This is a genomic window from Pseudomonas sp. NPDC012596 (assembly GCF_042902325.1).
In the GTDB taxonomy this organism is placed as follows: domain Bacteria; phylum Pseudomonadota; class Gammaproteobacteria; order Pseudomonadales; family Pseudomonadaceae; genus Aquipseudomonas.
This window is the reverse complement of the sequence record NZ_JBIBEB010000021.1, coordinates 1-23,351: the sequence shown is the minus strand read 5'-3', so window position 1 is coordinate 23,351 and position 23,351 is coordinate 1. Positions and strand designations below refer to the sequence as shown.

The window sequence follows — 23,351 nt, the reverse complement described above, 5'->3', positions numbered from 1 at the left end:
GCATGCAGTTGTCGATACAGGCATACTCACAGCCTCTGTTGAAATACGCGCAGCAGCATTCCGGCTGGCATCTCGCCCAACAGGAAATTGCTGCTGTCGATGTCGGCGTAGTAGCGAATCATATTGTTCAGCCACTCCTTTAATTGGAAGATGGCCGCGACAGAAGCGTCGCGGTTGCAAACGCCGATGATGTCACTGGCAGGAAACAATTTTTCCGCGCAGAGCAGCGCCGATATACCATCGGCCACCACTAGCCAAGCTGCGTGTTCGGCTTCGTCCTCATGTGCACGTTCATTGAGGAAGCGCAAACGCCGAATATAATTCCGTTCGCCATGGTGGAGAGTCAGTAAATCTCCCAGCGGAAGCAAGCGGTTTGCTGACGCGAAACCCGACGCATAAAACTTCTGCATATAATTGGAGTCACGTGCGGCTCCTTGGCCAACCAAGACCAGACCGTCATAGGACCGGTGCAGGTTTTCACCCAAGATAGGCCCGGAGCAATTTGGGAGATCGATATACTCAAAGTGCTCCAACGCTTTACCGTCCGGAGGCAACTGCGGCAAGGCGCAATTGCGCAACTGCCAGTCAATCGCCTGCCCCCGCATAATGTAGCGGCTGCAAGCCCCGTGTGGGTTAGGGATTTTTCTACCCTTTTGCCTGACGACAGTCCGGTGCTTTGCCTGTTCAAGAACAATAGCATCCGAGTCACTATTGTAGGCAGCAAAACGCCAGAGGGTGTCGTCAAGGACGTTACGCACATCCCACGCGGGCACGTCGGAAGAGCTCTCGTAACGCAGTCGGGCAGCAACACGCTCCCGACATACCCGTAGCAACAGATCGAAGTGCGTATCTATGTGATTTGCTGCTGTTCGCTCAAGATCGCTCCGTAAGGCGCCGAGAGCGATGATACCAGCAGCCTCCGACTCGCACGGCATCGACAACAGGCCGATGCGTCGCGCCTTACTGTCTCCTGATCGCCACCGGTAACCCAAGCCAAGTGCAGCAGCTACCCATGCAGGCACCGCGTCATAAAACGTACCCATTTCAAAGTATTGCATCCAAGCAATCCTAACCGCTCACAAGCATCCAAAGCCGCAGCGTATTCATAAGCACTATCCAACCATGTGCTGCGAGAGTACATCAGCCTGCATGAGCCTGACTAGCCAACCCTGAACGCCGGCGGGAAAGTCGGGAAGGCGTATTGACCGGACAGATACGATTGACCTCCTCGACAAGATGGCGACTGCACAGCATAAAACGACCAAAGCCCCTAAATTTTTTGGCGTGGCAAGAGTCCGAATGAAGGCTAACGGGGTAAGGTATCGGCCCCCGCCACCAATCTCTGCCTCCCTGCTCAAACCGACCCCGCAGTATTCCAAGTGGTATTCCAAAAAGATTTATTACTCATAATTTTGTATCTTTTACAATAAGATAGGTAGCCATTTCAGCCTCCCCCGGCCCACCAAACACGTTAAAGGCACCTGGTAACCCAGGTGCCTTTTTTATCCCCGAGCGCTTTGCAATGCCGCCGTCCCCTGCTCCGGGATCGGCCGCCCCAGCAGTACTCCCACCACCACCGCAAACACCAGCGCCACCACCCCCGCCGTCACCAACACCGCCTCAAATCCCCCAGCAAACGCTTCCCGCGCCAACGGCGCCACCACCTCGCGTAACCCCGGCTCAAGCAACGACAACGCAGCCTGCAAATCCCCCGCCGCAACCCGAGTAGCCATCCCACTGACCTTCCCCAACTGCTCCGGCGCCACCCCTGCCAAGGCGTCCCGCAACAACTGCCCACTGCGCGCCGCCAGCACCCCACCCAACACGCCTATAGCAATCACGATCACCCCAAACCGGGTAGTCGTACTCAACCCCGAAGCCATCCCGGTCCGCTCGCGCGGCACACACGCCATGATGTTCTTCTGCGTATCGCCATTCAGCAACCCAGCCCCCGCCCCCAGCACGATGCTGGCGAGTGCGAAGGCCAGGTAGCCGCCCTGCCCCACCGCCCAGGCACACAACAGATTCCCCACTCCCACCAACACCAGCCCCAGGGCAAACACCTGCGCCGGGCTCCAGCGGCCTGCCAGGCGCATGCCGACCCGGGGCATCAGCAGCATGGCGACTGCAAACGGCAACATGCCCGCCCCTGCCGCCAGCGCGGACAATTGCAGCCCGTTCTGCAGGTACAGCGGCAACAGCGTCATCATCACCTGCGCGCAGGCGGCGTAGGCGAACATGCCGAGCAGGGCGCCGATGAAGCGGGCGCTGCGCATCAGTTGCAGGTCGATCATGGGCCGTGGCTGGCTGCGTTCGACCATGATGAACAGGCTGAACAGGAACGCGCTGATCAGCAAGCGGCCGAGGGTGTCTACGCTGGTCCAACCGACTTGGTTGGCATCGATCATCGCCCAGATCAGGCAGCCGAGGCTGCCGGCGAAGGTCAGGCTGCCCATGGGGTCGAGCCGGGCGGCGTCGCTGTCGCGGGATTCTTCGACGCTGCGTAGCACCATGAGGGCGAGCACGGCCACCAGCGGCAGGTTGATGTAGAAGATCCAGCGCCAGCCGAGGGTGCTGGCGATTACGCCGCCGAGCAGTGGCGCGAAGGTGATGGTCGCGCCCATGCAGGCGCCCCAGAAGGCCCAGGCGCGCATGCGTGCTTGGGGTTCGTGGAAGCGGTGGCCGATGGCGGCCAGTGCTGCGGTCAGCAGCATGGCGGCGCCGATGCCTTTGGCGGCACGGGCGAGGTCGAGGAACAGCAGGCTTGGGGCGGCGCCGCAGGCAAGGGAGGCGGCACCGAACACGGCCAGGCCGAGCAGCAGCATGCGCTGGCGGCCGAAGCGGTCGGCCAGGCTGCCCGCGGGCAGCAGGCAAGCGGCGAAGGCCAGTAGGTAGGCACTGACGACCCATTCGATATCGGCGAACGAACCGGACAGGTCGCGGGCGATGCTGGGCAGGCTGACGGCGACGATGTTGGTGTCGAGGATGATCAGGGCGCAGACCAGGGAGGCGGTCAGTAGCGTGAAACGCGCAGAGGGCATGGTGGGGCTCCAAAAGGCAGGGCGGGTTGCCTTGGGGAACGGTTGTCGCCTTTGAGATCGCCGGGGCCGCTACGCGCCCCATCGCCGGCAAGCCAGCTCCCACAGTAATGCGCCGATCTTCCACACGCTGCTGTAAAGGTAGGCGCTGGCTTGCCGGCGATGGGGCACGCAGCGGCCCCCGGCAATCTCAAAGGCAAGCTATGCCGCCAAGACACCCGCCTTTTGATGATGGCTTCACCTTAACGCCGCCACCCCAAAAGATTGTTAGCTCCAGCGGCCGGCATCATTAGCTTGCAGGTAACAGCACGAGTGAAACCGCTAACGCCGCCAGCCAGTTCCCTTGTGGTGCACAGCCCTGTACAAGTGTTTCAAGAAGCGAACTCACAGGTCATCCGCCCCATGGAAATCCGTCATTTCCGCTACTTCCTCTGCGTCGCCCGGCACGGCCATTTCACCCGTGCCGCCGAGCAGCTGGGCATCGCCCCGCCGACCCTCAGCCGGCAGATCCAGGACATGGAACGCGAGCTGGGTGTGCGGCTGTTCGAGCGCAATCAGCGCGAGGTCAACCTGACGGCGGCCGGGCAGGCGCTGTTGATTGAGGCCGACCAGGCGGTGCGGCAGTTCGATGCCGCGCAATTGGGGGCGCAACGTGCGGGGCGGGGTGAAAGTGGCAGCATCGAATTGGGTTACGTTGCGTCGGCGGCCTACTCCGGCATGCTGCAGCGTCAGGTAACCGGCTTCAGCGCTGCCCACCCCGGCGTGCGCCTGAACATTCGGGAACTGCCCATGGCCGAGCTACCGGGCATGGTGCGTGATGGGCTGCTCGACCTGGCCTACGTGCGCTCACCGATGGAGTTGCCAGAAGAACTCGAAGCCATCGCCTTGCATCAGGAAGGTTTCGTGCTCGCCCTGCCTGCCAGTTCGCGGATCAACGAACTGCCGCAGATTCCGGCGGCGCGCCTGGCCAACGAGACCTTCATTTTGCCAGAGCAGATTTCCGGCACGCTGGAGGCCGCGGCGCAGGGTGGCTTCGTCCCAAGGCTGGGGCCGCAACCTGGCAGCCTGGTGGCGGTGATTACCTTGGTCTCGCTGGGGCAAGGGATTGCGGTGGTGCCAGAGTCGGTGGTGCAGCGCATCAGCCTGCCACAGGTGAACTACCGGCGGATCGCTGACAGTGCGGCCAGCTCGTGGTTGAGCCTGCTCCACCGGCGCTTCGAGAAAGCGCCAGCGGTGAACAGGTACATCGAGATTATGAGTCTGGGCATTTGAGCGGCAACTTCACGGGCCATCTACCGTGGCTGCGCCCAGCGTGTAGAACTCATGCAGTTTGGCTTGCAGCAAAGCCTTGTCCGGCAAACGCGTCTGGTACTCAGCAATCAATGCCGGCGACAAGCTGCGGTTGAGTGAGTACTCAACCACCTCATCCTCCTTGCTGGCACACAGCAGTACACCGATAGCCGGGTTTTCGTGAGGCTTGCGCTCGTTGCGGTCCAAGGCCTCCAGATAGAAATCGAGCTTGCCCAGGTACTCGGGTTCGAAACGACCGACTTTGAGCTCAATGGCGACAAGGCAGTTAAGGCCCCGGTGGAAAAACAGTAGGTCCAAGGCGAAATCGCGGCTGCCGACCTGCAAAGGATACTGGGAGCCGACGAAGCAGAAATCCCGGCCCAGCTCGACCAGAAATTCTTTGAGACGTTGCATCAGCCCGCGATGCAGGTCAGCTTCGGCGTGGTCTCCTGGCAACCCGAGGAACTCAACCATGTAGGTATCACGGAAAACATCCATGGCCGCTGGATAATTCTGTCTCAACGGCGCCGAGACTTTTACTGGACTCGAAACGCTACGCTCGAATCGCGAGGCCTTCAGCTGCCGCTCCAGCTCTCGGCTAGACCATTTTTCATGAATGGCCATGGTTAGATAAAACTCACGCTCACGTGGGAGCTTGCACTGGCTGAGAATGATCACATTGTGCGTCCACGGCAATTGTCTCAGCAGTGCCGAGACTTTTTCGTCGTGCCGATAAGCCTCATAGAATTGACGCATCCGGAACAAGTTCGCCCGAGTGAAGCCCCTCAACCCCGGCTGCGTCCGAGCCAAGTGTTGCGCCAACTGGTTCACAACTGAATCCCCCCATTCAGCCAGCTCCAGCTTGTGACTGATATAGCTACCCACCTGCCAATACAGGTCTATCAATTGGGTGTTCACCGCTTGTACTGCACGCTGCCTGGCACTCTGGATCAACGTCAGTATTTCTTCGAAGCGGTCTTCCTCTGCCGCATGAGGGGACATTGGCGCTTGTAGGTTTTGATTGTTTGCGCGCATGAATCGATTCCCTGTACAAAAATCAGGGTGAAGTCTAACGCCCGCAGGCCATGCTCCAGGGGCCAATAGCCCTAGTGAACTGTTTCAAAAAGCAAAGGGCACCCATCCTAGGTGCCCTGCCCTTATTACCAGGTAAACCAATCACCCCACCGACCGCGCCGCCACGGCCTGCGCATGCCCCCGCGAGGTCACGATGCCGAGGAACGAGATCACGATCGCCAGCCCAAGCGTCGAACTCACCTCCGCCCGGTGCTCTGGCGTGTACATCATCACCGCCAGCGCGCCAGCGATGAAAATGATCACCGCCCAGGTCAGCCACGGGAACAGCCACATGCGGAATTTCAGCTGGGCGTTCTCGCGCTCCAGGCGGCGGCGCATGCGCAGCTGGGAGATGGCGATGACCATGTACACCAGCAAGGCGATGGCGCCGGAGCTTGCCAGCAGGAACTCGAACACGCCCTTGGGTGCGAAGTAGTTGAGCACTGCGATGGCAGCGCCGATCAGCGTGCTGCCGAACACCGCAGCGCGTGGCACGCCGACCTTGGAGGTGTGCTTCAGGAAGGCCGGGGCGTCGCCGCGCTTGGCCAGCGAATACATCATGCGCGAGGCGATGTAGATCGATGAGTTCATGCAGCTGGTCACCGCCACCAGCACCACCAGGTCGACCAGGAAGCCGGCGTTGGGGATGTTCATGATTTCCAGTGCACGCTGGTACGAGCCCACCACTGCCAGCTGCGGGTCGTTCCACGGCACGATCGAGATGATCACGAAGATCGACAGGATGTAGAAGGTGCTGATGCGCCAGATCACCGAGCGGGTAGCCTTGGCGATGTTGCGCGAGGGGTCGCTGGATTCCGATGCGGCAATGGTCACGGCCTCGGTGCCGATGAAGCTGAACATCACGGTGATGAACGCACCGATCACGGCAGACCAGCCGTTCGGCGCAAAGCCGCCGTACTCCTTCATCAACCCGCTCAGGCCGCTGACCTCGCGGTCGGGCAGCCAGCCCATCAGGGCGGCGAAGCCGGCGCCGATGAAGCAGAGAATGGCCGTGACCTTGAGGATGGCGAACCAGAACTCGAACTCACCGTACTTGGCCACGCTGAACAGGTTGGTGCCGGCCAGCAGCAATACCGACGCCAGGGCGAAGATCCAGCTGTCCACCTGCGGGAACCAGGCGTTAAGCACATGCCCTGCGGCCAGCGCTTCGATCGGGATCACCAGCACCCAGAACCACCAGTACAGCCAGCCGATGGTGTAGCCGGCCCAGCGGCCAATGGCCTGGTCGGCGTAGGTGGAGAACGAGCCGGTGTCGGGATGCGCCACGGCCATTTCGCCGAGCATGCGCATCACCAGCACTACCAAGGTGCCGGCCACGAAGTAAGAAACAATGGTGGCTGGCCCGGCCGCCGCAATGGCGTGCCCGGAGCCGACGAATAGTCCGGCACCGATGATGCCCGCGATGGACAGCATCGTTACATGACGTGGCTTGAAACCTTGTGCAAGGTTGCCATCAGATCCCACGGTGTTCATTGATGTTGTTCTCTTTTTGCTGACACAAGGAAGGACGGGCAGGCGTAGGCGAAAATATCTCCTTTGAAATCAATAAGTCGACACCTTGTATGCGCACTGTTGTTGATCTCTGGCACGCGTCACAGCACAGGGTGTCCGTGCAGTTCGGGTTTCATTTAAGCCCCGTGAGGCTGTGGGAAATTACACGAGAACGCCTCGGAACTGTTCGATCACGACAGCGCATTTCCATAAACGCCAGATGTCGTGAATGGCGTATCCAAATGCGCCTGCTGGCCAATTGAAGGTTCCGTTTTTCATCTGGATATGCGTTGTGCCGGCTGGCCTCTTCGCGGGGCAAGCCCGCTCCCACATAGGTATTGCACTGCTTCCAAGGGCAGTGGTGTACCTGTGATCCCACAGGTACTGCACTGCTCTCAGGGGCAGTGGTGTACCTGTGATCCCACAGGTACTGCACTGCTCTCAGGGGCAGTGGTGTACCTGTGATCCCACAGGTACTGCACTGCTCTCAGGGGCAGTGGTGTACCTGTAATCCCACAGGTACTGCACTGCTCTCAGGGGCAGTGGTGTAACTGTGGGAGCGGGCTTGCCCCGCGAAAGGGCCGGCACTGTCAAAAGCGATTTCCAGCCCCCACAAAAAAGCCCCGGTCTCCCGGGGCCTCTGTTGCCAAGGCGTCTGCCTACGCCTGCCCGGTACGCTCGAAGCGCCTGGCCAGCAACAGGTAAGCGAGGATCCCCAGCACGCCATGGGCGGCCACGAACCAGAGTGCGTTGTGGAACGAGCCGGTGCTGGCCACCACGTAGCCGATCACCAGCGGGGTGATGATGCCGGCGATGTTGCCGATGCCGTTGAACACGCCCCCGCACAGGCCGACCATTTTCTTCGGCGCCACGTCCGAGAGCACCGCCCAGCCCACCGCCGCCAGGCCTTTGCCGAAGAAGGCCAGGGTCATCATGGCGATCACGGCGGCGTTGCTGTCGACATAGTTGGCCAGCACCAGGGTGGTGGATAACGCCATGCCGATCACGAAGGGGGTCTTGCGCGCCCTGGACGGGTGCACGCCACGGCGGATCAACCAGTCGGAGACGAAGCCGCCGAGAATGCCACCAGTAAAGCCGCAGATGGCGGGCAGCGCCGCGACCCAGCCGGCTTCCATGATGGTCATGCCACGGCCCTTGATCAGGTAGATCGGGAACCAGGTGATGAAGAAGTAGGTGAGCGCGGTGATGCAGTACTGGCCCAGGTACACCGCCCATAGGTTGCGGCTGGTGAACAGCAGCGCGAGTTCGGCGCGGGTCGGCTTGCTCTTGGCCGTCTTGCGTTCTTTTTCCAGGTCGACCAGTGCGCCGCCCTCGCGCATGTAGTCGAGTTCTTCACGGCTCAGCCCGGGTGCACTGTGCGGTTCGTGGTAAAGGCGGAACCACACCACGCTCAACACTAACCCAAGCACGCCCATCCAGATGAACACCTGCTCCCAGCTCAGGGTGTGGGTCATCCACGCCATCAGCGGCGCGAACACGACCACCGCCATGTACTGCGCCGAGTTGAACATCGCCGACGCGGTGCCGCGCTCGCGGGTGGGGAACCAGCAGCTGACGATGCGCGAGTTGGCCGGGAAGGCAGGCGACTCCACCAGGCCGAGCATGAAGCGCATGGAGAACAGCGCAACCGCCGCCGACACGCCTGCCAGGCCCATCCAGCCGACCGTGCCCTGCAGCAACGTGAACAATGACCAGAGGATCAGGCTGATGCCGTACACGCGCCGCGCACCGAAGCGGTCCAGCAGCCAGCCACCTGGCACCTGGCCGAGGGCGTAGGCCCAGGCGAACGCGGAGAAGATCATGCCTAGCATGACCGGGTCGAGGCCGAGGTCGTTGAGTACCTCGGTGCCGGTGATCGACAGGGTGGCGCGGTCGGCGTAGTTGATCACGGTGATGACGAAGATCAGCGCCAGCACCAGGAAGCGATGGCGGCCGATCGCGGCCACCGCCTGCGGTGCGGCTACGGCGGATTTGCTGTTCATGTGAACCCTCTTGCTTCTCGGTGGAAGCGATTGTTCTTGTGGAAAGAAGGTGTGGCCTTGGGGTGTCGCAACTGGCCCTATCGCCGGCAAGCCGGCTCCCACAGTAGTTGCAGCGCCCTGGGGTACAGCGCGGTGCCTGTGCCAGGCGTTACGCGCAGTTAGGTGGCACCTCGCCGCGGAAACAGGCCGCCAGGTTGGCCAGCACCATGCGGCCCATTTCCAGCCGGGTCTGCAGGGTGGCGCTGCCACGGTGCGGCTGCAGGCTCACGTTGTTGAGGTCACGCAAAGCTGGCGGCACATGCGGCTCATCGACAAACACATCCAGCCCGGCACCGGCAATCCGCTGTTCGCGCAACGCCTCCACCAGCGCGTGCTCATCCACCAACTTGCCGCGCGCCACGTTGATCAGGTAACCCTCCGGGCCCAGCGCATCGAGCACCTCAGCGGTCACCAGCACCTTGCCGCCATCGGCAGAGGCCGCCACCACCAGCACATCCACCGAGCGCGCCAGCTCGACCAGGTCGGCGACAAAGCGGTAGCCGCAGCCTGGCTGTTCACGGCGCCCGTTGTAGGCAATGCGCATGTCGAAGGCGGCCGCGCGGCGGGCAATGGCCTGGCCCACCTGCCCCAGGCCGACGATACCCAGTTCGATGCCGCTGGCCTTGCGCGCCAGCGGCAGGTTGACCGTGCCCCACAGGCCGTCGCGCACCAGCCGTTCGCCCTCGCCCAGGCGGCGCAAGGTGCTGAGGATCAAGCCCATCGCCATATCGGCCACATCGGCGGTGAGCACACCGGGGGTGGTGGTCACGTGAATGCCGCGTTTCGCCGCGTGCTGCAGGTCGACAGCGTCGGTGCCGATGCCACTGATGGCGATGATTTCCAGCGCGGGCAGTTGATCCATCAAGGCATTGGCCAGGCCCTTGGCGCCGCCGGTAACGACCCCACGAATGCGCGGCCCGCACTCCTCCAGCAGCTGTTGCGGGTTGTCATGCTGGTACAGGCGATGCACTTGATAGGCGCTGACCAACTGCGCATCGATGGCATCGGGGACGGGTTGAGTCAGCAACAGTTCGACGGTGTGCTCGTTCATCGTTCGCATCCGGCAGTTCAAGGTCATGAGTCGATCCTAGGCCGGCATTCGATACAGGTCTAATATAGATCCTGGATCGAATAATTCAGGAATTGAATCATGGAGCTGCACCAGTTGCGCTGTTTCGTGGCCGTCGCCGAGGAGCTGCACTTCGGCCGCGCCGCTACCCGCCTGCACATGACCCAGCCACCGCTGAGCCGGCAGATCCAGTTGCTGGAGCATTCGCTCGGGGTGCTGCTGCTTGAACGCAACAACCGCCAGGCGCGGCTCACCCTGGCCGGGCAGAACTTTCTGGAAGACGCGCGGCGTATTCTGCAAATCGCCGAGTCGGCCAGCCAGTCGGCGCGGCGCATTGCCCATGGCGAGGCCGGCCGGCTGACGCTGGGCTTCACCGCGGTCGGTGCGTACAGCATGATCCCGCGCCTGCTGGTGCACGCGGGCCAGACTGTGCCCGACATCGAATTGGTGCTCAGCGAGCGGATCTCCGCCACCCAGGTGCATGACCTGGAGGCAGGCCTGATCGATGTCGGCCTGGTGCGCCAGGTGCTGCCCAGCGGGCGTGTGGAATACCTGCCGATCTATCGCGAGCCCTTCGTCGCCGCCCTGCCCGCCCAGCATCCGCTGGCGACGCGCGAGCGCCTCAGGCCGAGCGACTTCGATGGGCAGCCATTCGTGATGTATAGCGCTAGCGAAGGGCGTTACTTCCATGACCGCCTTGCTAATCTGTTTGCCCGGCACGAGGTGCAGCCGCGTTACCTGCATCAACTTGGACAGACGCATTCGATTCTGGGGTTGGTGAATGTCGGGCTGGGGTGTGCGGTGGTGCCTGCTTCGGCGCAGGCGTTGCGGTTGGAGCAGGTGGTGTTCAGGCCGCTGGTGGGGACGGACCAGCAGGCGGAGATTTTTTTGGCGTATTGCCGGGATAATCCGAACCCGGTGTTGGGAGCGTTTGTGGCAATGGCGCGGGCGTTTTTCGAGGCAGGGTGAAGGGGGCTGCTGTGCAGCCCAATCGCCGGCAAGCCGGCTCCTACAGGTCCCTCGCAGCCTTCAGAGCTGTGGTGTGCCCCATCGCCGGCAAGCCGGCTCCTACAGGTACCTCGCAGCCCGCTGAGCTGTGGTGTGCCCAATCGCCGGCAAGCCGGCTTCTACAGGTACAACACTGCTCTCAGAGCGGCGGCGGACTTGTGGGAGCCGGCTTGCCGGCGATGAGGCCTTGAGCCTCACCGCACCAGGCAAGGCCGTTTGTTATCGAACGTCCACCCAGGGATCAAGAACTGCATCGCCACGCCATCATCCCGCGCCCCCAGCCCCATGCTGCGGTAGCACTCATGGGCCTTGGCCAGTTGGTCTTCATCCAGTTCCACACCCAGCCCCGGGCGCTCGGGCACGCGCACATGGCCGTCGAGGATGCGCAGCGGGTCACGGGTCAGGCGCTGGCCGTCCTGCCAGATCCAGTGGGTGTCGATGGCAGTGATCTCGCCCGGCGCCGCCGCTGCCACCTGGGTGAACATCGCCAGGGAAATATCGAAGTGGTTGTTCGAGTGCGAACCCCAGGTCAGCCCCCAGTCGTTGCACATCTGCGCCACCCGCACCGAGCCCTGCAAGGTCCAGAAGTGTGGGTCGGCCAGGGGGATGTCCACCGACTGCAGCTGGATCGCATGCCCCATCTGCCGCCAGTCGGTGGCAATCATGTTGGTGGCGGTCGGCAGCCCGGTGGCGCGGCGGAACTCGGCCATCACCTCGCGCCCGGAATAGCCGTTCTCGGCGCCGCATGGGTCTTCTGCGTAAGCCAGCACATCGTGCTTGTCGCGGCACAGCGCGATGGCCTCTTTCAATGACCAGGCGCCATTGGGGTCGAGGGTGATGCGCGCTTCAGGGAAGCGTTCGGCCAGGGCCGTCACGGCTTCCATCTCCTCTTCGCCACGCAGCACGCCACCCTTGAGCTTGAAGTCGCTGAAGCCGTAACGCTGCTTGGCCGCCTCAGCCAGGCGCACCACCGCTTCTGGGGTCAGGGCCTTTTCGTGGCGCACACGGAACCAGTCGTCATCGGCATCGGCCTCGTTGCGGTAGGCCAGGTCGGTCTGCTGGCGGTCGCCGATGTAGAACAGGTAGCCGAGCATCTTCACCGCATCGCGTTGCTGCCCTTCGCCGAGCAGCGCCGCCATCGGCACGTTGAGGTGCTGGCCGAGCAGGTCCAGCAGCGCTGATTCGATGGCGGTCACCGCGTGCACGGTGATCCGCAGGTCGAAGGTCTGCAGGCCACGGCCACCCGCATCGCGGTTGGCGAAGGCCTGGCGCATGGCATTGAGCACGCGCTGGTAGTGGCCGATCGGCTGGCCGACCACCAGGCTGCGGGCGTCTTCGAGGGTCTGGCGGATCTTCTCGCCACCGGGCACTTCACCCAGGCCGGTATTGCCGGCGCTGTCGCGCAGCACCACGATGTTGCGGGTGAAGAATGGGCCATGGGCACCACTGAGGTTGAGCAGCATGCTGTCATGGCCGGCCACCGGGATCACGCGCAGGTCGGTGACCACAGGGGTGCTGGTGTGAAGGGCGGGCGTGGTCTGCATATTCATGGTTGTCATCTCGCAGTCATCAGTGGGTCTGGCCCAGGGCCGAGGGCGCCTTGAGCTCATTGGAAGGGGCGCCCTTGGGGCGAAGGCGGACGAAGAACACTGCAATGGCCGCCAGCACCGAGGTCACGGCCAGGCCGTACAGCCCGCCCTGGATCGACCCGGTCTGCTGCTCCAGCAGGCCGAAGGTAGTGGGGGCGACGAAGCCGCCAAGGTTGCCGACCGAGTTGATCAGGGCGATTACCGCCGCGGCGATGCGCGCATCCAGGTAGCCCTGGGGGATCGGCCAGAACAGCGACGAGGCCGACTTGAAGCCGATGGCGGCAAAACACACCGCAACAAAAGCGAACACCGGCCCGCCCGTGGTCGACATGAACATGCCGATGGCCGCGATCACCAGCGCACCGGCCACCCATGCCTGCTGGAACTTCCAGCGTGCCGAGCCGGCGGCGAAGGCGTACATGGCCAGGATCGAGATCAACCAGGGGATCGAGTTGAAGAACCCGACCTGCAAATCGCTCAGGTCGCCCATGCGCTTGATGATGCTCGGCAGCCAGAAGGTCGCGGCGTAGATGGTCAGCTGGATGCAGAAGTAGATCAGGCAGAACAGCACGATCTGGCGGTCCTTGAGCAGGCTCCAGGACGACACCTTGAGCGTACCAACCGCCTCGCGCTCACGCTGCTCGCGGTCGATGGTTGCCACCAGCGCATCTTGCTCGGCCTTGCTCAGCCACTTGGCGTCATGCGGTTTGGAGTCCAGCCAGAAGAACACGAAGAAGCACAGGGTGACCGACGCCATGCCTTCGATGAACAGCATCCACTGCCAACCGTGCATGCCCAGGCCCTGGATCTGCATCAGCGCGCCAGCCAAGGGGCCGGAGATCAGCGAAGCCAGCGCCGAGCCGCTGAGGAAGATGGCAATCGCCTTGCCCCGCTCGGCCGCAGGCAGCCAGCGGGTGAAGTAGTAGATCACCCCAGGGAAGAAGCCGGCTTCGGCAACGCCGAGCAGAAAGCGCAGAACGTAGAACTGGGTTTCGGTCTGCACAAAGGCCATGGCCGTGGCCACCAGCCCCCAGGTGAACATGATGCGGGTAAGCCACAGGCGCGCACCGACGCGTTGCAACAGCATGTTGGAGGGCACTTCGAACAGCGCGTAGCCGATGAAGAACAGCCCGGCGCCAAACCCATAGGCCGCGGCACTGATGCCCAGGTCGCTTTCCAGGTGCGGGCGGACGAAGCCGATGTTGACGCGGTCAAGGTAGTTGACGATGAACATGATGACGAACAGCGGCAGGACGTGGCGCTTGACCTTGGCCACGGCGCTGGCCAGCACGTCGCCGCCAGCCCGGGCAGACGGATCGAGGGTGTCGTTCACAGGTGGATCTCCCACTAATTGTTTTTGTGCGGGTCGAGGGGTCTTGCATGACAGTGGGCCAGAGCATAGGCGTGCGGCGGTTGTACGACAAGATGCCAGTTAGCGCTCAAAAGGCAAAATACAAGCTGATAAAACGCATAAATGCTGCGAATTAGCACCGAAATCGTTTGTTGCCTTTACGCCATGCAACGAAAAAAGCAGCAGAAATTATTTTTATCCGCTAGCTTGTCGTACAAGTTGAATCACCTGTCGGATGAAGTCTCATGTCCCAGCCGCCACGCAAATACGGCCACAGCCGCGCCCACGACCTGGTCTCCAGCCTGACCCAGCAAATCCTGCTGGGGACCTTCAAACCAGGCGACAAACTGCCGTCGGAAAACACCCTCGTGCGCGAACACGGCGTCAGCCGCACCGTGGTGCGCGAAGCCTTGTCGAAGTTGCAGGCCTCAGGCCTGGTGGAGCCGCGCCACGGTATCGGCACGTTCGTGATGGCGCGCCCAGCGCAGGCCGGCCTGCGGGTAGGTGTGGAGAATGCCGCCAGCGTGCGCGACCTGCTGGAGCTGCGCATCGGCCTGGAAGGCCAGGCCGCGGCCCTGGCCGCCACCCGGCGCAATGACGAGCAACTGCTGCGTATGCGCCGGGCATTGGACGATTACCAGGACCTGGCCGCCGCGGGTGACAGTTGCATCGAAGCGGACCGGCGCTTCCACCTGCTGATCGCCGAGGCCACGGGCAATTTGTATTTCAGCGAGATGATGGCGCAGTTGGGCAATGGCCTGATCCCGCGCAACCGCATGGCCATCGCCGAACGAGCCGGGGCTAAGCTTGCCCGGCATGCGTACCTGGCCAACCTCGAGCATGAGGCAATCCTCAACGCCATCCGCCGGCAAGACCCGGATGCAGCCCGGGCGGCGATCTGCTTGCACCTGTCCAACAGCCGGGACCGGCTGCTGCCGGATTAGGCCGCTGGCAAGCGGCTGTCTTGTGTTGCCTGGGCGGGCCTCATCGCTGGCAAGCCAGCTCCCACAGGTAGTGCATAGGGCTTGAGCCGATGCGGTCTTCTGTGGGAGCGGCCTCGCCGGGGCGCCGGACCGGTCGGATAGGGCTGCAAAGCAGCCCCAACAATGCCGGGCCGCTTCAATGACCGTGTCAACACAAGCCCATCACCAGGTCAGGCAGATCTTGCCGAAATGCCGGTTGCTCTCTTGATAACGGAACGCTTCGACGATCTGCTCCAGCTCGAAGTGTTTATCCACCACCGGCCGCAGCCCGTTGGCATCGATTGCCCGGACCATCGCCTGCTGCTGCGCACGGCTGCCCACCAGCACCCCTTGCAGGCGGATCTGCCGCACCAGTGCCTGCACCAACGGCAGCTGCCCCGCAACGCCGGTGAGGATGCCGATCAACGACAAATGCCCACCGATTTTTGCTGCGATCATCGACTGCTCCAACGTCGCCGGCCCGCCTACTTCGATCACATGATCGACGCCACGGTTGCCGGTGAGCTCACGCACCTTATCGCCCCAGGCCGGGGTGGTCTTGTAGTTGATCAGGTGGTCGGCACCCAGGGCCTTCAGCCGTTCGAGCTTGGCGTCGCTGGACGAGGTGGCGATGACCGTGGCGCCCGCCAGCTTGGCGAACTGCAGGGCAAAGATCGACACGCCGCCGGTGCCTTGCACCAGCACGGTGTCACCGGGTTTGAGGTGGTCGTCGCTCATCAGCGCGCGCCAGGCAGTAAGGCCGGCGGTGGTGAGTGTAGCGGCCTCGGCATGGCTGTAGCCTTTGGGCGCCAAGGTAAAAGAGGTGGCGCGGGCGGTCACTTGCTCACGGGCATAGCCATCGATGCCATCGCCCGGCACGCTGGCGAAGCCTTCGACCAGCGCCTGGCCGTCGAGCCAGTCAGGGAAGAAGGTGCTGACCACGTTGTCGCCGACCTTGAACTCGCTCACGCCGGCGCCGACCGCAGTTACTTCGCCAGCGCCATCGGCCATGGGAATACGCCGCTCGCTCGGGCCCCACATGCCGCTGACCACGGCGAAGTCATGGTAGTTGAGGGAGCTGGCGTGCAAGCGCACGGTGATCTCGCCGGCCTGGGGCGCGGCGGCGTCGTGGGTGCCGACTTCGACCTTGTCGTAGCCGCCGCCGGGTTGGACGTAGATGGCTTTATGGGTCATGGCGGGTTCTCCATTTGGGAAAAGACTGGGGTTGAGCATAGACAGTGCGGGCCTCATCGCGGGCAAGCCCGCTCCTACAGATGCTGCGTTGCCCGCGATGAGGCCCGCACTGACTCAAGAAAATTCAGCCCAACAACGCCCGCAAAGCCCGGCAATCTGCGGCATGCCAGTCCACAAGCTCCGGCCACGGGTTGTCCGGCAGGTTCACCAGCACCGTACGCGCCCCCGCCGCTCGCCCGCAATCCAGATCAAAACGGTAGTCGCCCACCATCACCAGTTCGCTCGGCGCCACGCCCCAGGAGCTGGCGATCTTCAGCAAGCCGTCCGGGTTGGGCTTTGGCGCTGCCTCGTCACGGCCAAGGATATGCTCGACGGCGAAGCAGTCCGCCAGGCCGATCGCTTCCAGCGTGACATGCGCCAGCTCACGCGCGTTGCGGGTGAGAATGCCCAGCCGGCAACCCCGCCCCGCCAGCTCGCGCACCAACTCCACCGCACCTGTGGCGGCGGTCGAAGCAACCGCCAGGTCGCGCTCGTGCTCCAGCAGCCAGGCATGCTTGGCTGCAGCCTCCGCCGCCGACAGCGCTGCCAGGTGGGTGAGGATGTCGTCCTCGGGCGGAATCTCCAGCGCCTCGCGGATGGCGGCAAAATCGTGCACCGCCACGGTGAGGGTGCCGTCCATGTCGAACACCCAGTTACGGATATCGGCCAGGCTCATGCCCAGTCCTTGCGGTGGCGGATCAGGCCTTCCTGGGCGGACGAGGCCACCAGTTGCCCGGCGCGGTTGTAGATGCTGCCCCGGCAGAAGCCACGGGCGTTGCCAGCCCAGGGGCTGTCGGTGGCGTACAGCAGCCAGTCATCGGCGCGCAGGTTGCCGTGGAACCACAGCGAATGGTCGAGGCTGGCGATCTGCATATCGCGCTGCCATACCGACCTGCCATGGGGCTGCAGCGAAGTGGTCAGCAGGCCGAAGTCCGAGGCGTAGGCCAGCAGGTACTTGTGCAGCGCCGGGATGTCCGGCAGGTTGCCGTCCGCGCGGAACCAGGCGTACTTCACCGGGTCGCCGGGCTTGGGGTTGAACGGGTCGCGCTCGGTGACCGGGCGAATCTCGATCGGCTTGGCGCACAGCACCTTGTCACGGATGCGCTCAGGCAACTGGTCGGCCATGGCGCGGGCCAGTTCGACCTCGCTGGGCAGGTTCTCCGGCCCGACCACATCAGGCATCTGCGCCTGGTGCTCGAAGCCCTGCTCGTCGTACTGGAACGACGCGCTGCAGGTGAAGATAGGCTGGCCCTTCTGGATGGCCGTTACCCGGCGGGTGCTGAAACTGCCGCCATCACGCACCCGGTCGACCGAGTACACCACCGGCAAGCTGGCGTCGCCCGGGCGCAGGAAGTAGCCGTGCAGCGAATGCACGTGGCGCGCGTCCTCGACCGTCTGGCTGGCCGCCGACAGTGACTGGCCCAGCACCTGGCCGCCGTACAGCTGGCGGAAGCCCAGGTCTTGGCTGCGCCCACGGAACAGGTTCTCCTCGATCGACTCGAGGCTCAACAGGTCGACCAGGTCGTCCAACACATGACTCATCGGGGGTTCTCCTAGCAAGGCATCACAGCTCTACAGCGCTTTCATGAAGGCGAATGATACAGGGTTTGTCATGGGTACTCCGCATGGCGGCTCATTCAGTGCGCAGGGTCTGCTCCCAACGGGCACGGTCGATGCGGTACAGCACGTGAGGGCGCAAGGGGTGGCCACTGGGCAGGCGCGGGTGCTCGAAACTGCCCTGCAGGTCCTGCACCATGCCGATGGCCTGCATGACCTTCTGCGACGGCAAATTGCTCTCGCTAGTGAACGACACCACTTCCTCCAGGCGCAATTGGGCGAAGGCACAACGCAGGCAGGTCCACGCCGCCTCGCTGGCAAAACCCAGGCCCCAATGGCGCCGGGCCAGGCGCCAGCCGATCTCCACCGCCGGTGCAAAGGGCGCCTCGAAGTTGACATTGAGCAGGCCGGTCATGCCGATGAAGGCACCGCTGTCCTTGCGCTCCAGCGCCCACAGACCGAAACCGTACTCGCTGAAATGCCCGCGAATCCTGCCGATAAGCGCCGCCGCCTCCAGCCGCGTCAGGGGTGCAGGGAAGTAGCGCATGACGTGCGGGTCGGCGCACATGGCAGCGAACTCGCGCAAGTCGTCGTCCTGCCATTGGCGCAACACCAGGCGTGCGCTGTCCAGTTCGAGGATGGGGGTCATGGGCGTGCTCCGGTTTTACTGTCCTGCAGTTTACAGCGTAGGCGCGGCGCACGCTTTTACCCACCCGCCAACAACTGGCAAGATCAGCGTTGGCCCCGATTGCGAACCCACCATGCCGTTGCCGCTGATCTACCACGATGACTACAGCCCGGAGTTCCCGCCCGAGCATCGCTTCCCGATGGACAAGTTCCGCCTGTTGCGCGACCACCTTGTCGACAGCGGGCTGACCACCGACCAGGCCCTGCTGCGCCCGGAAATCTGCCCCAACGACATCCTCGCCCTGGCCCACGACCGCGGCTACATCGAACGCTACATGAACGGCGAGCTGTCACGCGAGGACCAGCGCCGCCTGGGCCTGCCGTGGAGCGAGGCCTTGGCCCGGCGCACCGTGCGCGCAGTGGGTGGCTCGCTGCTGACCGCCGAGATGGCCCTGCAGCACGGCCTTGCCTGCCACCTGGCAGGCGGCACTCACCACGCCCACTACGACCACCCGGCAGGTTTCTGCATCTTCAACGACCTGGCGGTAATCAGCCGTTACCTGCTGGAAGCCGGCCGCGTGCACCGGGTGCTGATCTTCGATTGCGACGTGCATCAGGGCGACGGCACGGCGCGCATCCTGCAGGACACGCCTGACGCCATCACTGTATCGCTGCACTGCGAACAGAACTTCCCGGCACGCAAGGCCCACAGCGACTGGGACATCCCCTTGCCTCGCGGCATGGGCGATGCGGCCTACCTGAAGGTGGTGGAGGATGCGCTCAACTACCTGTTGCCGCTGTACCAGCCCGACCTGGTGCTGTACGACGCGGGGGTGGACGTGCACAAGGACGATGCCCTCGGCTACCTGCAGCTCACCGATGCCGGCCTGGCCGCGCGCGACGAGCTGGTCATGCGCCATTGCCTGGGGCGGGATATTCCAGTGGTCGGCGTAATCGGCGGCGGCTACAGCAAGGACCGCGAAGCGCTGGCCAGGCGCCACGGCATCCTTCACCACAGCGCGGCAAAGGTCATCAGTTGTTCACAATGACTGTGGAACCGCTTGTGGATAACCTGAGTGAAAGGGGCTGCAGCCCAAAGCCAGCGTGGCCTGCAGCAGGCTGATCATTTTTTGTTCAGTGCTTCCATAGGCGCGGCTGCGCTAGAATGCGTAACTTTTCCACAGCCTGTCGCCCACCATGTCCGATTTACGCCCCGCATCCCCTCCCCTCGCCGTCGTCATCGGCGGGGGCCCTGCCGGTTTGATGGCCGCCGAAGCGCTGGCCCAGCAAGGCCTGGCCGTGCAGGTGTTCGACGCCATGCCATCGGTGGGTCGCAAGTTTCTGCTGGCAGGTGTCGGCGGCATGAACATCACCCATTCGGAACCTTATCCACAGTTCGTTGCGCGCTATGCCGAGCGCCAGGACGCGATTGGCCGGCTGCTGCAGGGCTTCGATGCCGATGCCCTGCGCCAGTGGATCCACGGCCTGGGTATCGAAACCTTCGTCGGCACCTCTGGCCGCGTGTTCCCCACCGACATGAAAGCCGCGCCGCTGCTGCGCGCCTGGCTCAAGCGCCTGCGCGACAGTAGAGTAGTTATCCACACCCGTCACCGCTGGCTGGGGTGGAATGCCGACGGCAGCTTGCGGCTGGCTTATCCACAGGGTGAGTTGAGCGTAAAGGCCGATGTGCTGGTACTGGCGTTGGGTGGAGGCAGCTGGGCAAGGCTTGGCTCGGACGGCGCCTGGCAGCCACTGCTGGCCGAGCGGGCTGTGGATATCTCACCGCTGCAGGCGAGCAACTGCGGTTTTGAAGTGGCGGGCTGGAGTGAGCTGCTGAAAGGCAAATTCGCCGGCGCACCGCTGAAGAACATTGCCCTGAGCGTACCCGGCAAGGCGCCGCGCAAAGGCGAGTTCATCCTTACCGCACAGGGTGTCGAAGGCAGCCTGGTGTATGCCTGGTCGGCGCCGCTGCGCGAAGCCATCAACCACAAGGGCCAGGCCACGCTGCTGCTCGACCTGCTACCGGACAAGCCTGTGGACAAGATTGCCCAGGCCCTTGCCAAACCACGTGGCTCACGGTCGATGGCCAAGCACCTGCACAGTCAGTTGGGCATCGATGGCGTGAAGGCGGCGCTATTACGTGAGCTGACTGATCAAGCGACGTTTGCCGATATGGCTGCACTGGCACGGGCAATCAAGGCGTTGCCGATTACGCTGTTGCGCACGCGGCCACTGGACGAGGCCATCAGCAGTGCCGGTGGCGTGCGCTTCGAGGGGTTGGATGAGGGATTGATGGTGAAGGGGATGCCTGGGGTGTTCTGTGCCGGTGAGATGCTGGACTGGGAAGCGCCGACTGGGGGGTATCTGTTGACCGCGTGCTTTGCCAGTGGGTTGCGGGCCGGGCGGGCGGCGGCGGATTGGCTGGCGCGGTCTGCCTGACACAAAGCCGGGGCCGCTTTTGCGGCCCCAACATCCTCAAGGCTTGCGCTTTTTCGGCCCGGTGTTGAAGCTCGGCACTTTACGCACCGCCTTGACCGGTGCCTCGTCGCCGCTGTCCATCCACCGCCCCAAACCGCGCTTGGCGCTGTTTTCTTTCGGCTTCTTCGGTTTCTTCGGCTTCTTGATCACCTGGCCACTGGCATCGGTCATCGGCACCCGGTGATCCGGGATGAAGTCCGGCTCTTCATGGCGCGGCAACGTCTGGCGGATCAGCGTTTCGATCGCTGCCAGTTGCTGCACTTCATCGGCGCACACCAGCGAGATCGCCTCACCCTTGTTGCCGGCACGGCCCGTGCGGCCGATACGGTGCACGTAATCTTCGGCAACGATCGGCAAGTCGAGGTTGACCACCAGCGGCAGGTCGTCGATGTCCAGGCCACGTGCGGCCACGTCAGTGGCGACCAGCACCTGAATTTCACGGGCCTTGAAGCTGTCCAGCGCACGTTGGCGGGTGGCTTGCGGGCGGTCGCCGTGAATACCGTCGGCGTTCACCCCCTCGGCCAGCAGGCGCTCGACCAGTTGGTCCACGCCGTTGCGGGTCTTGGCGAACACCAGCACCTGTGTCCAGCGCTGCTTGCGCAGCAGGTGGCAGAACAGGTCAGCCTTGCGTTTCTTGTCCACCGGTACCAACCACTGCTTGACCGTGGTGGCGGCAGCGTTGCGTGGGCTGACTTCGATGCTCAGCGGGTCATTCAGCGCCAGCCCGGCCAGCACGCGGATCTGGTCGGAGAAGGTGGCAGAGAACAACAGCGTCTGGCGTTTGCGCGGCAGTGCTGCGTACACCGATTGCAGCTCTTCGGCAAAGCCCAGGTCGAGCATGCGGTCGGCTTCGTCGAGCACCAGGGTCTGAACCTGGTTGAACTTCACTGCATTCTGGCGGAACAGGTCGAGCAGGCGGCCCGGGGTGGCCACCAACAGGTCGACACCGCGGCGCAGGCGCATCATCTGCGGGTTGATGCTGACCCCGCCGTACACGGCGTAGGTGCTCAGCGGCAGGTTTTCGGCATATTCACGCACATTGTTGTGCACCTGCTCGGCCAATTCGCGAGTAGGCACCAGCACCAGCGCGCGGATCGAGTTGCTGGCCACCTTCTCCCCTTCCAGGGCCAGGCGCTGCAGCACCGGCAGGGCAAAGCCGGCGGTCTTGCCGGTGCCGGTCTGGGCTGCGGCCATCAGGTCGCGGCCGGCCAGCACCGCGGGAATGGCCTGGGCCTGGACTGGGGTCGGGGTGGTGTAGGCCAGTTGCTGCAAGGTGCGCAGCAACGGTTCGATCAGGCCGAGTTTGGCGAAATTCATGGCAATACCGTCAGGGGGTTCAGCGAAGGTGGCAAGTTTACCGCAACACCCCGGCTTACTTGCAGATTTCGCCTTCCAGCGGTTGCTCGGGCGCTGCCGGCTTGCGCCACTGCGGCAGGCCGATCAGCACCACGGCGCCGATGATCACCGCCATTGCCAGGCATTCCTCGGCACCAATCTGCTCACCGGCAAAGACGATGCCCAGCAACACCGCGACCGCCGGGTTAACGTAGGCATAACTGGTGGCCGCAGCGGGCCGCACATTCTTCAGCAGGTACATGTAGGCACTGAAGGCCAGGATCGAGCCGAACAACACCAGGTAGGCCAACGCGCCCCACCCGGCCGCCGTCGGCATCTGGGTCATGCGCTCGCCCGAGAGTGCGCTGCCGAGCAGCAGCGCCGCACCACCCACCAGCATTTCTGCAGCGCTGGCCATCGGGCCCTGGGGTAATGGCAGGCTTTTGCTCCAGACCGAACCAAACGCCCAGGAGGCGGCAGCGAACACAATCAGCGCTGCGCCGATGGGGCTGGCCTGCAGGTTGGAACCCAGGTTGAGCAAGCCGATGCCGAGCAGGCCAAGCAGGATGCCGGCCCATTCCAGGCGCGAATTGCGGTGGCCGAACAACAGGCCGAACAACAGCGTGAACAGTGGCACCGTGGCCACCGCCAGCGCCGCCACACCCGAGGCAACACCCGCGTGTTCGGCCACGGTTACCCCGCCATTACCGCAGCTAAGCAGCAGAAAGCCAACCGCCCCAGCCGCCCGCCATTGCGGCCAGGTCGGCGCCGGCACACCCCGCCAGCGCAAGAACCCGTAAAGCAGGCCACCGGCGATAACAAAGCGCACCCCTGCCATGAGCATGGGTGGCCAGGATTCGACGCCGATGCGGATGAACAGGTAGGTAGAACCCCAGACCAGGTACAAGGCCAGGAAGGCGCCGATGAGCAATAACGGGAAGCGGCGGGAGGCAGGCATGGTGGAAGACTCGAAAAAATCCGTTTACGGGTGGCCTAGTTTAGGAAGTCGTTTAGGCGAACTTAAGTTACAAAACGGGATTAATTGAGCGGCACACATCGGGGGTGCATGGCTGAGGGTTTTTGGGGAGTTCGAGATCGAGCGCCGCCCGCGCGGCGCTTCGCGAAGCGCTTGCCTTGGGATCTTCAGCGCCTTTGAGATCGAGCGCCGCCCGCGCGGCGCTTCGCG

At 63.5% G+C, this 23,351-nt stretch carries 19 protein-coding genes; 5 read left to right on the top strand and 14 right to left on the bottom strand.

Features of this window, described 5'->3' with window-relative positions; translation table 11 throughout:
- Nucleotides 1-26: 26 nt before the first annotated feature.
- Together ACFY68_RS22165 and ACFY68_RS22160 are read right to left on the bottom strand one after the other, a co-directional pair.
- Nucleotides 27-1,058 (bottom strand): hypothetical protein, encoded by a 1,032-nt coding sequence (locus tag ACFY68_RS22165; RefSeq protein ID WP_387531776.1) that lies wholly within the window; start codon nt 1,056-1,058, stop codon nt 27-29.
- A gap of 444 nt (nt 1,059-1,502) precedes the next feature.
- Nucleotides 1,503-3,041 carry an MFS transporter gene (locus ACFY68_RS22160; protein ID WP_387531773.1) on the bottom strand — a complete coding sequence of 513 codons (1,539 nt, stop codon included), beginning with the start codon at nt 3,039-3,041 and terminating at the stop codon, nt 1,503-1,505.
- 399 nt (nt 3,042-3,440) lie between these two features.
- Between ACFY68_RS22160 and ACFY68_RS22155 the strand changes: the two genes are divergently transcribed.
- The gene (locus tag ACFY68_RS22155; RefSeq protein ID WP_387531770.1) at nt 3,441-4,310 is read left to right on the top strand and encodes a LysR family transcriptional regulator; all 870 of its coding nucleotides are present in this window, start codon (nt 3,441-3,443) and stop codon (nt 4,308-4,310) included.
- 9 nt (nt 4,311-4,319) lie between these two features.
- Here ACFY68_RS22155 and ACFY68_RS22150 read toward each other — a convergent pair whose 3' ends face one another.
- The 4 genes from ACFY68_RS22150 to ACFY68_RS22135 all read right to left on the bottom strand — a co-directional run bounded on the left by ACFY68_RS22150 (nt 4,320) and on the right by ACFY68_RS22135 (nt 10,007).
- The gene (locus ACFY68_RS22150) at nt 4,320-5,363 is read right to left on the bottom strand and encodes a YhcG family protein (RefSeq protein ID WP_387531767.1); all 1,044 of its coding nucleotides are present in this window, start codon (nt 5,361-5,363) and stop codon (nt 4,320-4,322) included.
- Between the two features lie 141 nt (nt 5,364-5,504).
- On the bottom strand, nt 5,505-6,896 hold the full coding sequence (locus ACFY68_RS22145; protein WP_387531764.1) for an amino acid permease: 1,392 nt from the start codon (nt 6,894-6,896) through the stop codon (nt 5,505-5,507).
- 677 nt (nt 6,897-7,573) lie between these two features.
- Nucleotides 7,574-8,917, bottom strand: a complete 1,344-nt coding sequence (locus ACFY68_RS22140; RefSeq protein WP_346614570.1) for an MFS transporter — start codon at nt 8,915-8,917, stop codon at nt 7,574-7,576.
- 148 nt (nt 8,918-9,065) lie between these two features.
- Nucleotides 9,066-10,007, bottom strand: coding sequence for a 2-hydroxyacid dehydrogenase (locus ACFY68_RS22135; RefSeq protein ID WP_387531761.1), 942 nt, complete (start codon nt 10,005-10,007; stop codon nt 9,066-9,068).
- A 99-nt stretch (nt 10,008-10,106) separates the two neighbouring features.
- On the opposite strand from ACFY68_RS22135, the gene ACFY68_RS22130 reads away from it, so the two are divergent.
- Nucleotides 10,107-10,994 carry a LysR substrate-binding domain-containing protein gene (locus ACFY68_RS22130; protein ID WP_387531758.1) on the top strand — a complete coding sequence of 296 codons (888 nt, stop codon included), beginning with the start codon at nt 10,107-10,109 and terminating at the stop codon, nt 10,992-10,994.
- A gap of 233 nt (nt 10,995-11,227) precedes the next feature.
- On the opposite strand, the gene gudD is transcribed toward ACFY68_RS22130, so the two are convergent.
- Nucleotides 11,228-12,583 (bottom strand): glucarate dehydratase, encoded by a 1,356-nt coding sequence (gudD, locus tag ACFY68_RS22125; RefSeq protein ID WP_387531755.1) that lies wholly within the window; start codon nt 12,581-12,583, stop codon nt 11,228-11,230.
- Between the two features lie 19 nt (nt 12,584-12,602).
- Entirely contained in the window at nt 12,603-13,955 is a 1,353-nt protein-coding gene (locus ACFY68_RS22120; protein ID WP_346614573.1) for an MFS transporter, read from the bottom strand.
- 263 nt (nt 13,956-14,218) lie between these two features.
- Between ACFY68_RS22120 and ACFY68_RS22115 the strand changes: the two genes are divergently transcribed.
- Entirely contained in the window at nt 14,219-14,917 is a 699-nt protein-coding gene (locus ACFY68_RS22115) for a FadR/GntR family transcriptional regulator (RefSeq protein WP_387531752.1), read from the top strand.
- Nucleotides 14,918-15,118: 201 nt separating this feature from the next.
- Here the strand turns inward: ACFY68_RS22115 and ACFY68_RS22110 are convergent, their stop codons facing one another.
- From ACFY68_RS22110 to ACFY68_RS22095, 4 genes are all read right to left on the bottom strand, one after another.
- Nucleotides 15,119-16,129, bottom strand: a complete 1,011-nt coding sequence (locus ACFY68_RS22110) for an NAD(P)-dependent alcohol dehydrogenase (protein ID WP_387531749.1) — start codon at nt 16,127-16,129, stop codon at nt 15,119-15,121.
- Nucleotides 16,130-16,253: 124 nt separating this feature from the next.
- Nucleotides 16,254-16,844, bottom strand: a complete 591-nt coding sequence (locus tag ACFY68_RS22105) for an HAD family hydrolase (RefSeq protein ID WP_387531746.1) — start codon at nt 16,842-16,844, stop codon at nt 16,254-16,256.
- The gene (gene tesB, locus ACFY68_RS22100; protein WP_387531743.1) at nt 16,841-17,710 is read right to left on the bottom strand and encodes an acyl-CoA thioesterase II; all 870 of its coding nucleotides are present in this window, start codon (nt 17,708-17,710) and stop codon (nt 16,841-16,843) included. Before tesB ends, ACFY68_RS22105 begins: the two co-directional genes overlap by 4 nt.
- A gap of 91 nt (nt 17,711-17,801) precedes the next feature.
- Nucleotides 17,802-18,374, bottom strand: a complete 573-nt coding sequence (locus ACFY68_RS22095) for a GNAT family N-acetyltransferase (RefSeq protein WP_387531740.1) — start codon at nt 18,372-18,374, stop codon at nt 17,802-17,804.
- Nucleotides 18,375-18,486: 112 nt separating this feature from the next.
- On the opposite strand from ACFY68_RS22095, the gene ACFY68_RS22090 reads away from it, so the two are divergent.
- Both ACFY68_RS22090 and ACFY68_RS22085 read left to right on the top strand, forming a co-directional pair.
- On the top strand, nt 18,487-19,401 hold the full coding sequence (locus tag ACFY68_RS22090; protein WP_387531738.1) for a histone deacetylase: 915 nt from the start codon (nt 18,487-18,489) through the stop codon (nt 19,399-19,401).
- A gap of 148 nt (nt 19,402-19,549) precedes the next feature.
- A complete protein-coding gene (locus tag ACFY68_RS22085) occupies nt 19,550-20,791 on the top strand; it encodes a TIGR03862 family flavoprotein (protein ID WP_387531735.1) in 1,242 nt (413 codons plus the stop codon).
- Between the two features lie 36 nt (nt 20,792-20,827).
- Here the strand turns inward: ACFY68_RS22085 and ACFY68_RS22080 are convergent, their stop codons facing one another.
- Together ACFY68_RS22080 and yedA are read right to left on the bottom strand one after the other, a co-directional pair.
- Nucleotides 20,828-22,147 carry a DEAD/DEAH box helicase gene (locus ACFY68_RS22080; RefSeq protein WP_387531732.1) on the bottom strand — a complete coding sequence of 440 codons (1,320 nt, stop codon included), beginning with the start codon at nt 22,145-22,147 and terminating at the stop codon, nt 20,828-20,830.
- Between the two features lie 55 nt (nt 22,148-22,202).
- Nucleotides 22,203-23,123: a drug/metabolite exporter YedA gene (yedA, locus tag ACFY68_RS22075; protein WP_387531729.1), complete on the bottom strand. Its 921-nt coding sequence runs from the start codon at nt 23,121-23,123 to the stop codon at nt 22,203-22,205.
- Nucleotides 23,124-23,351: the final 228 nt, after the last annotated feature.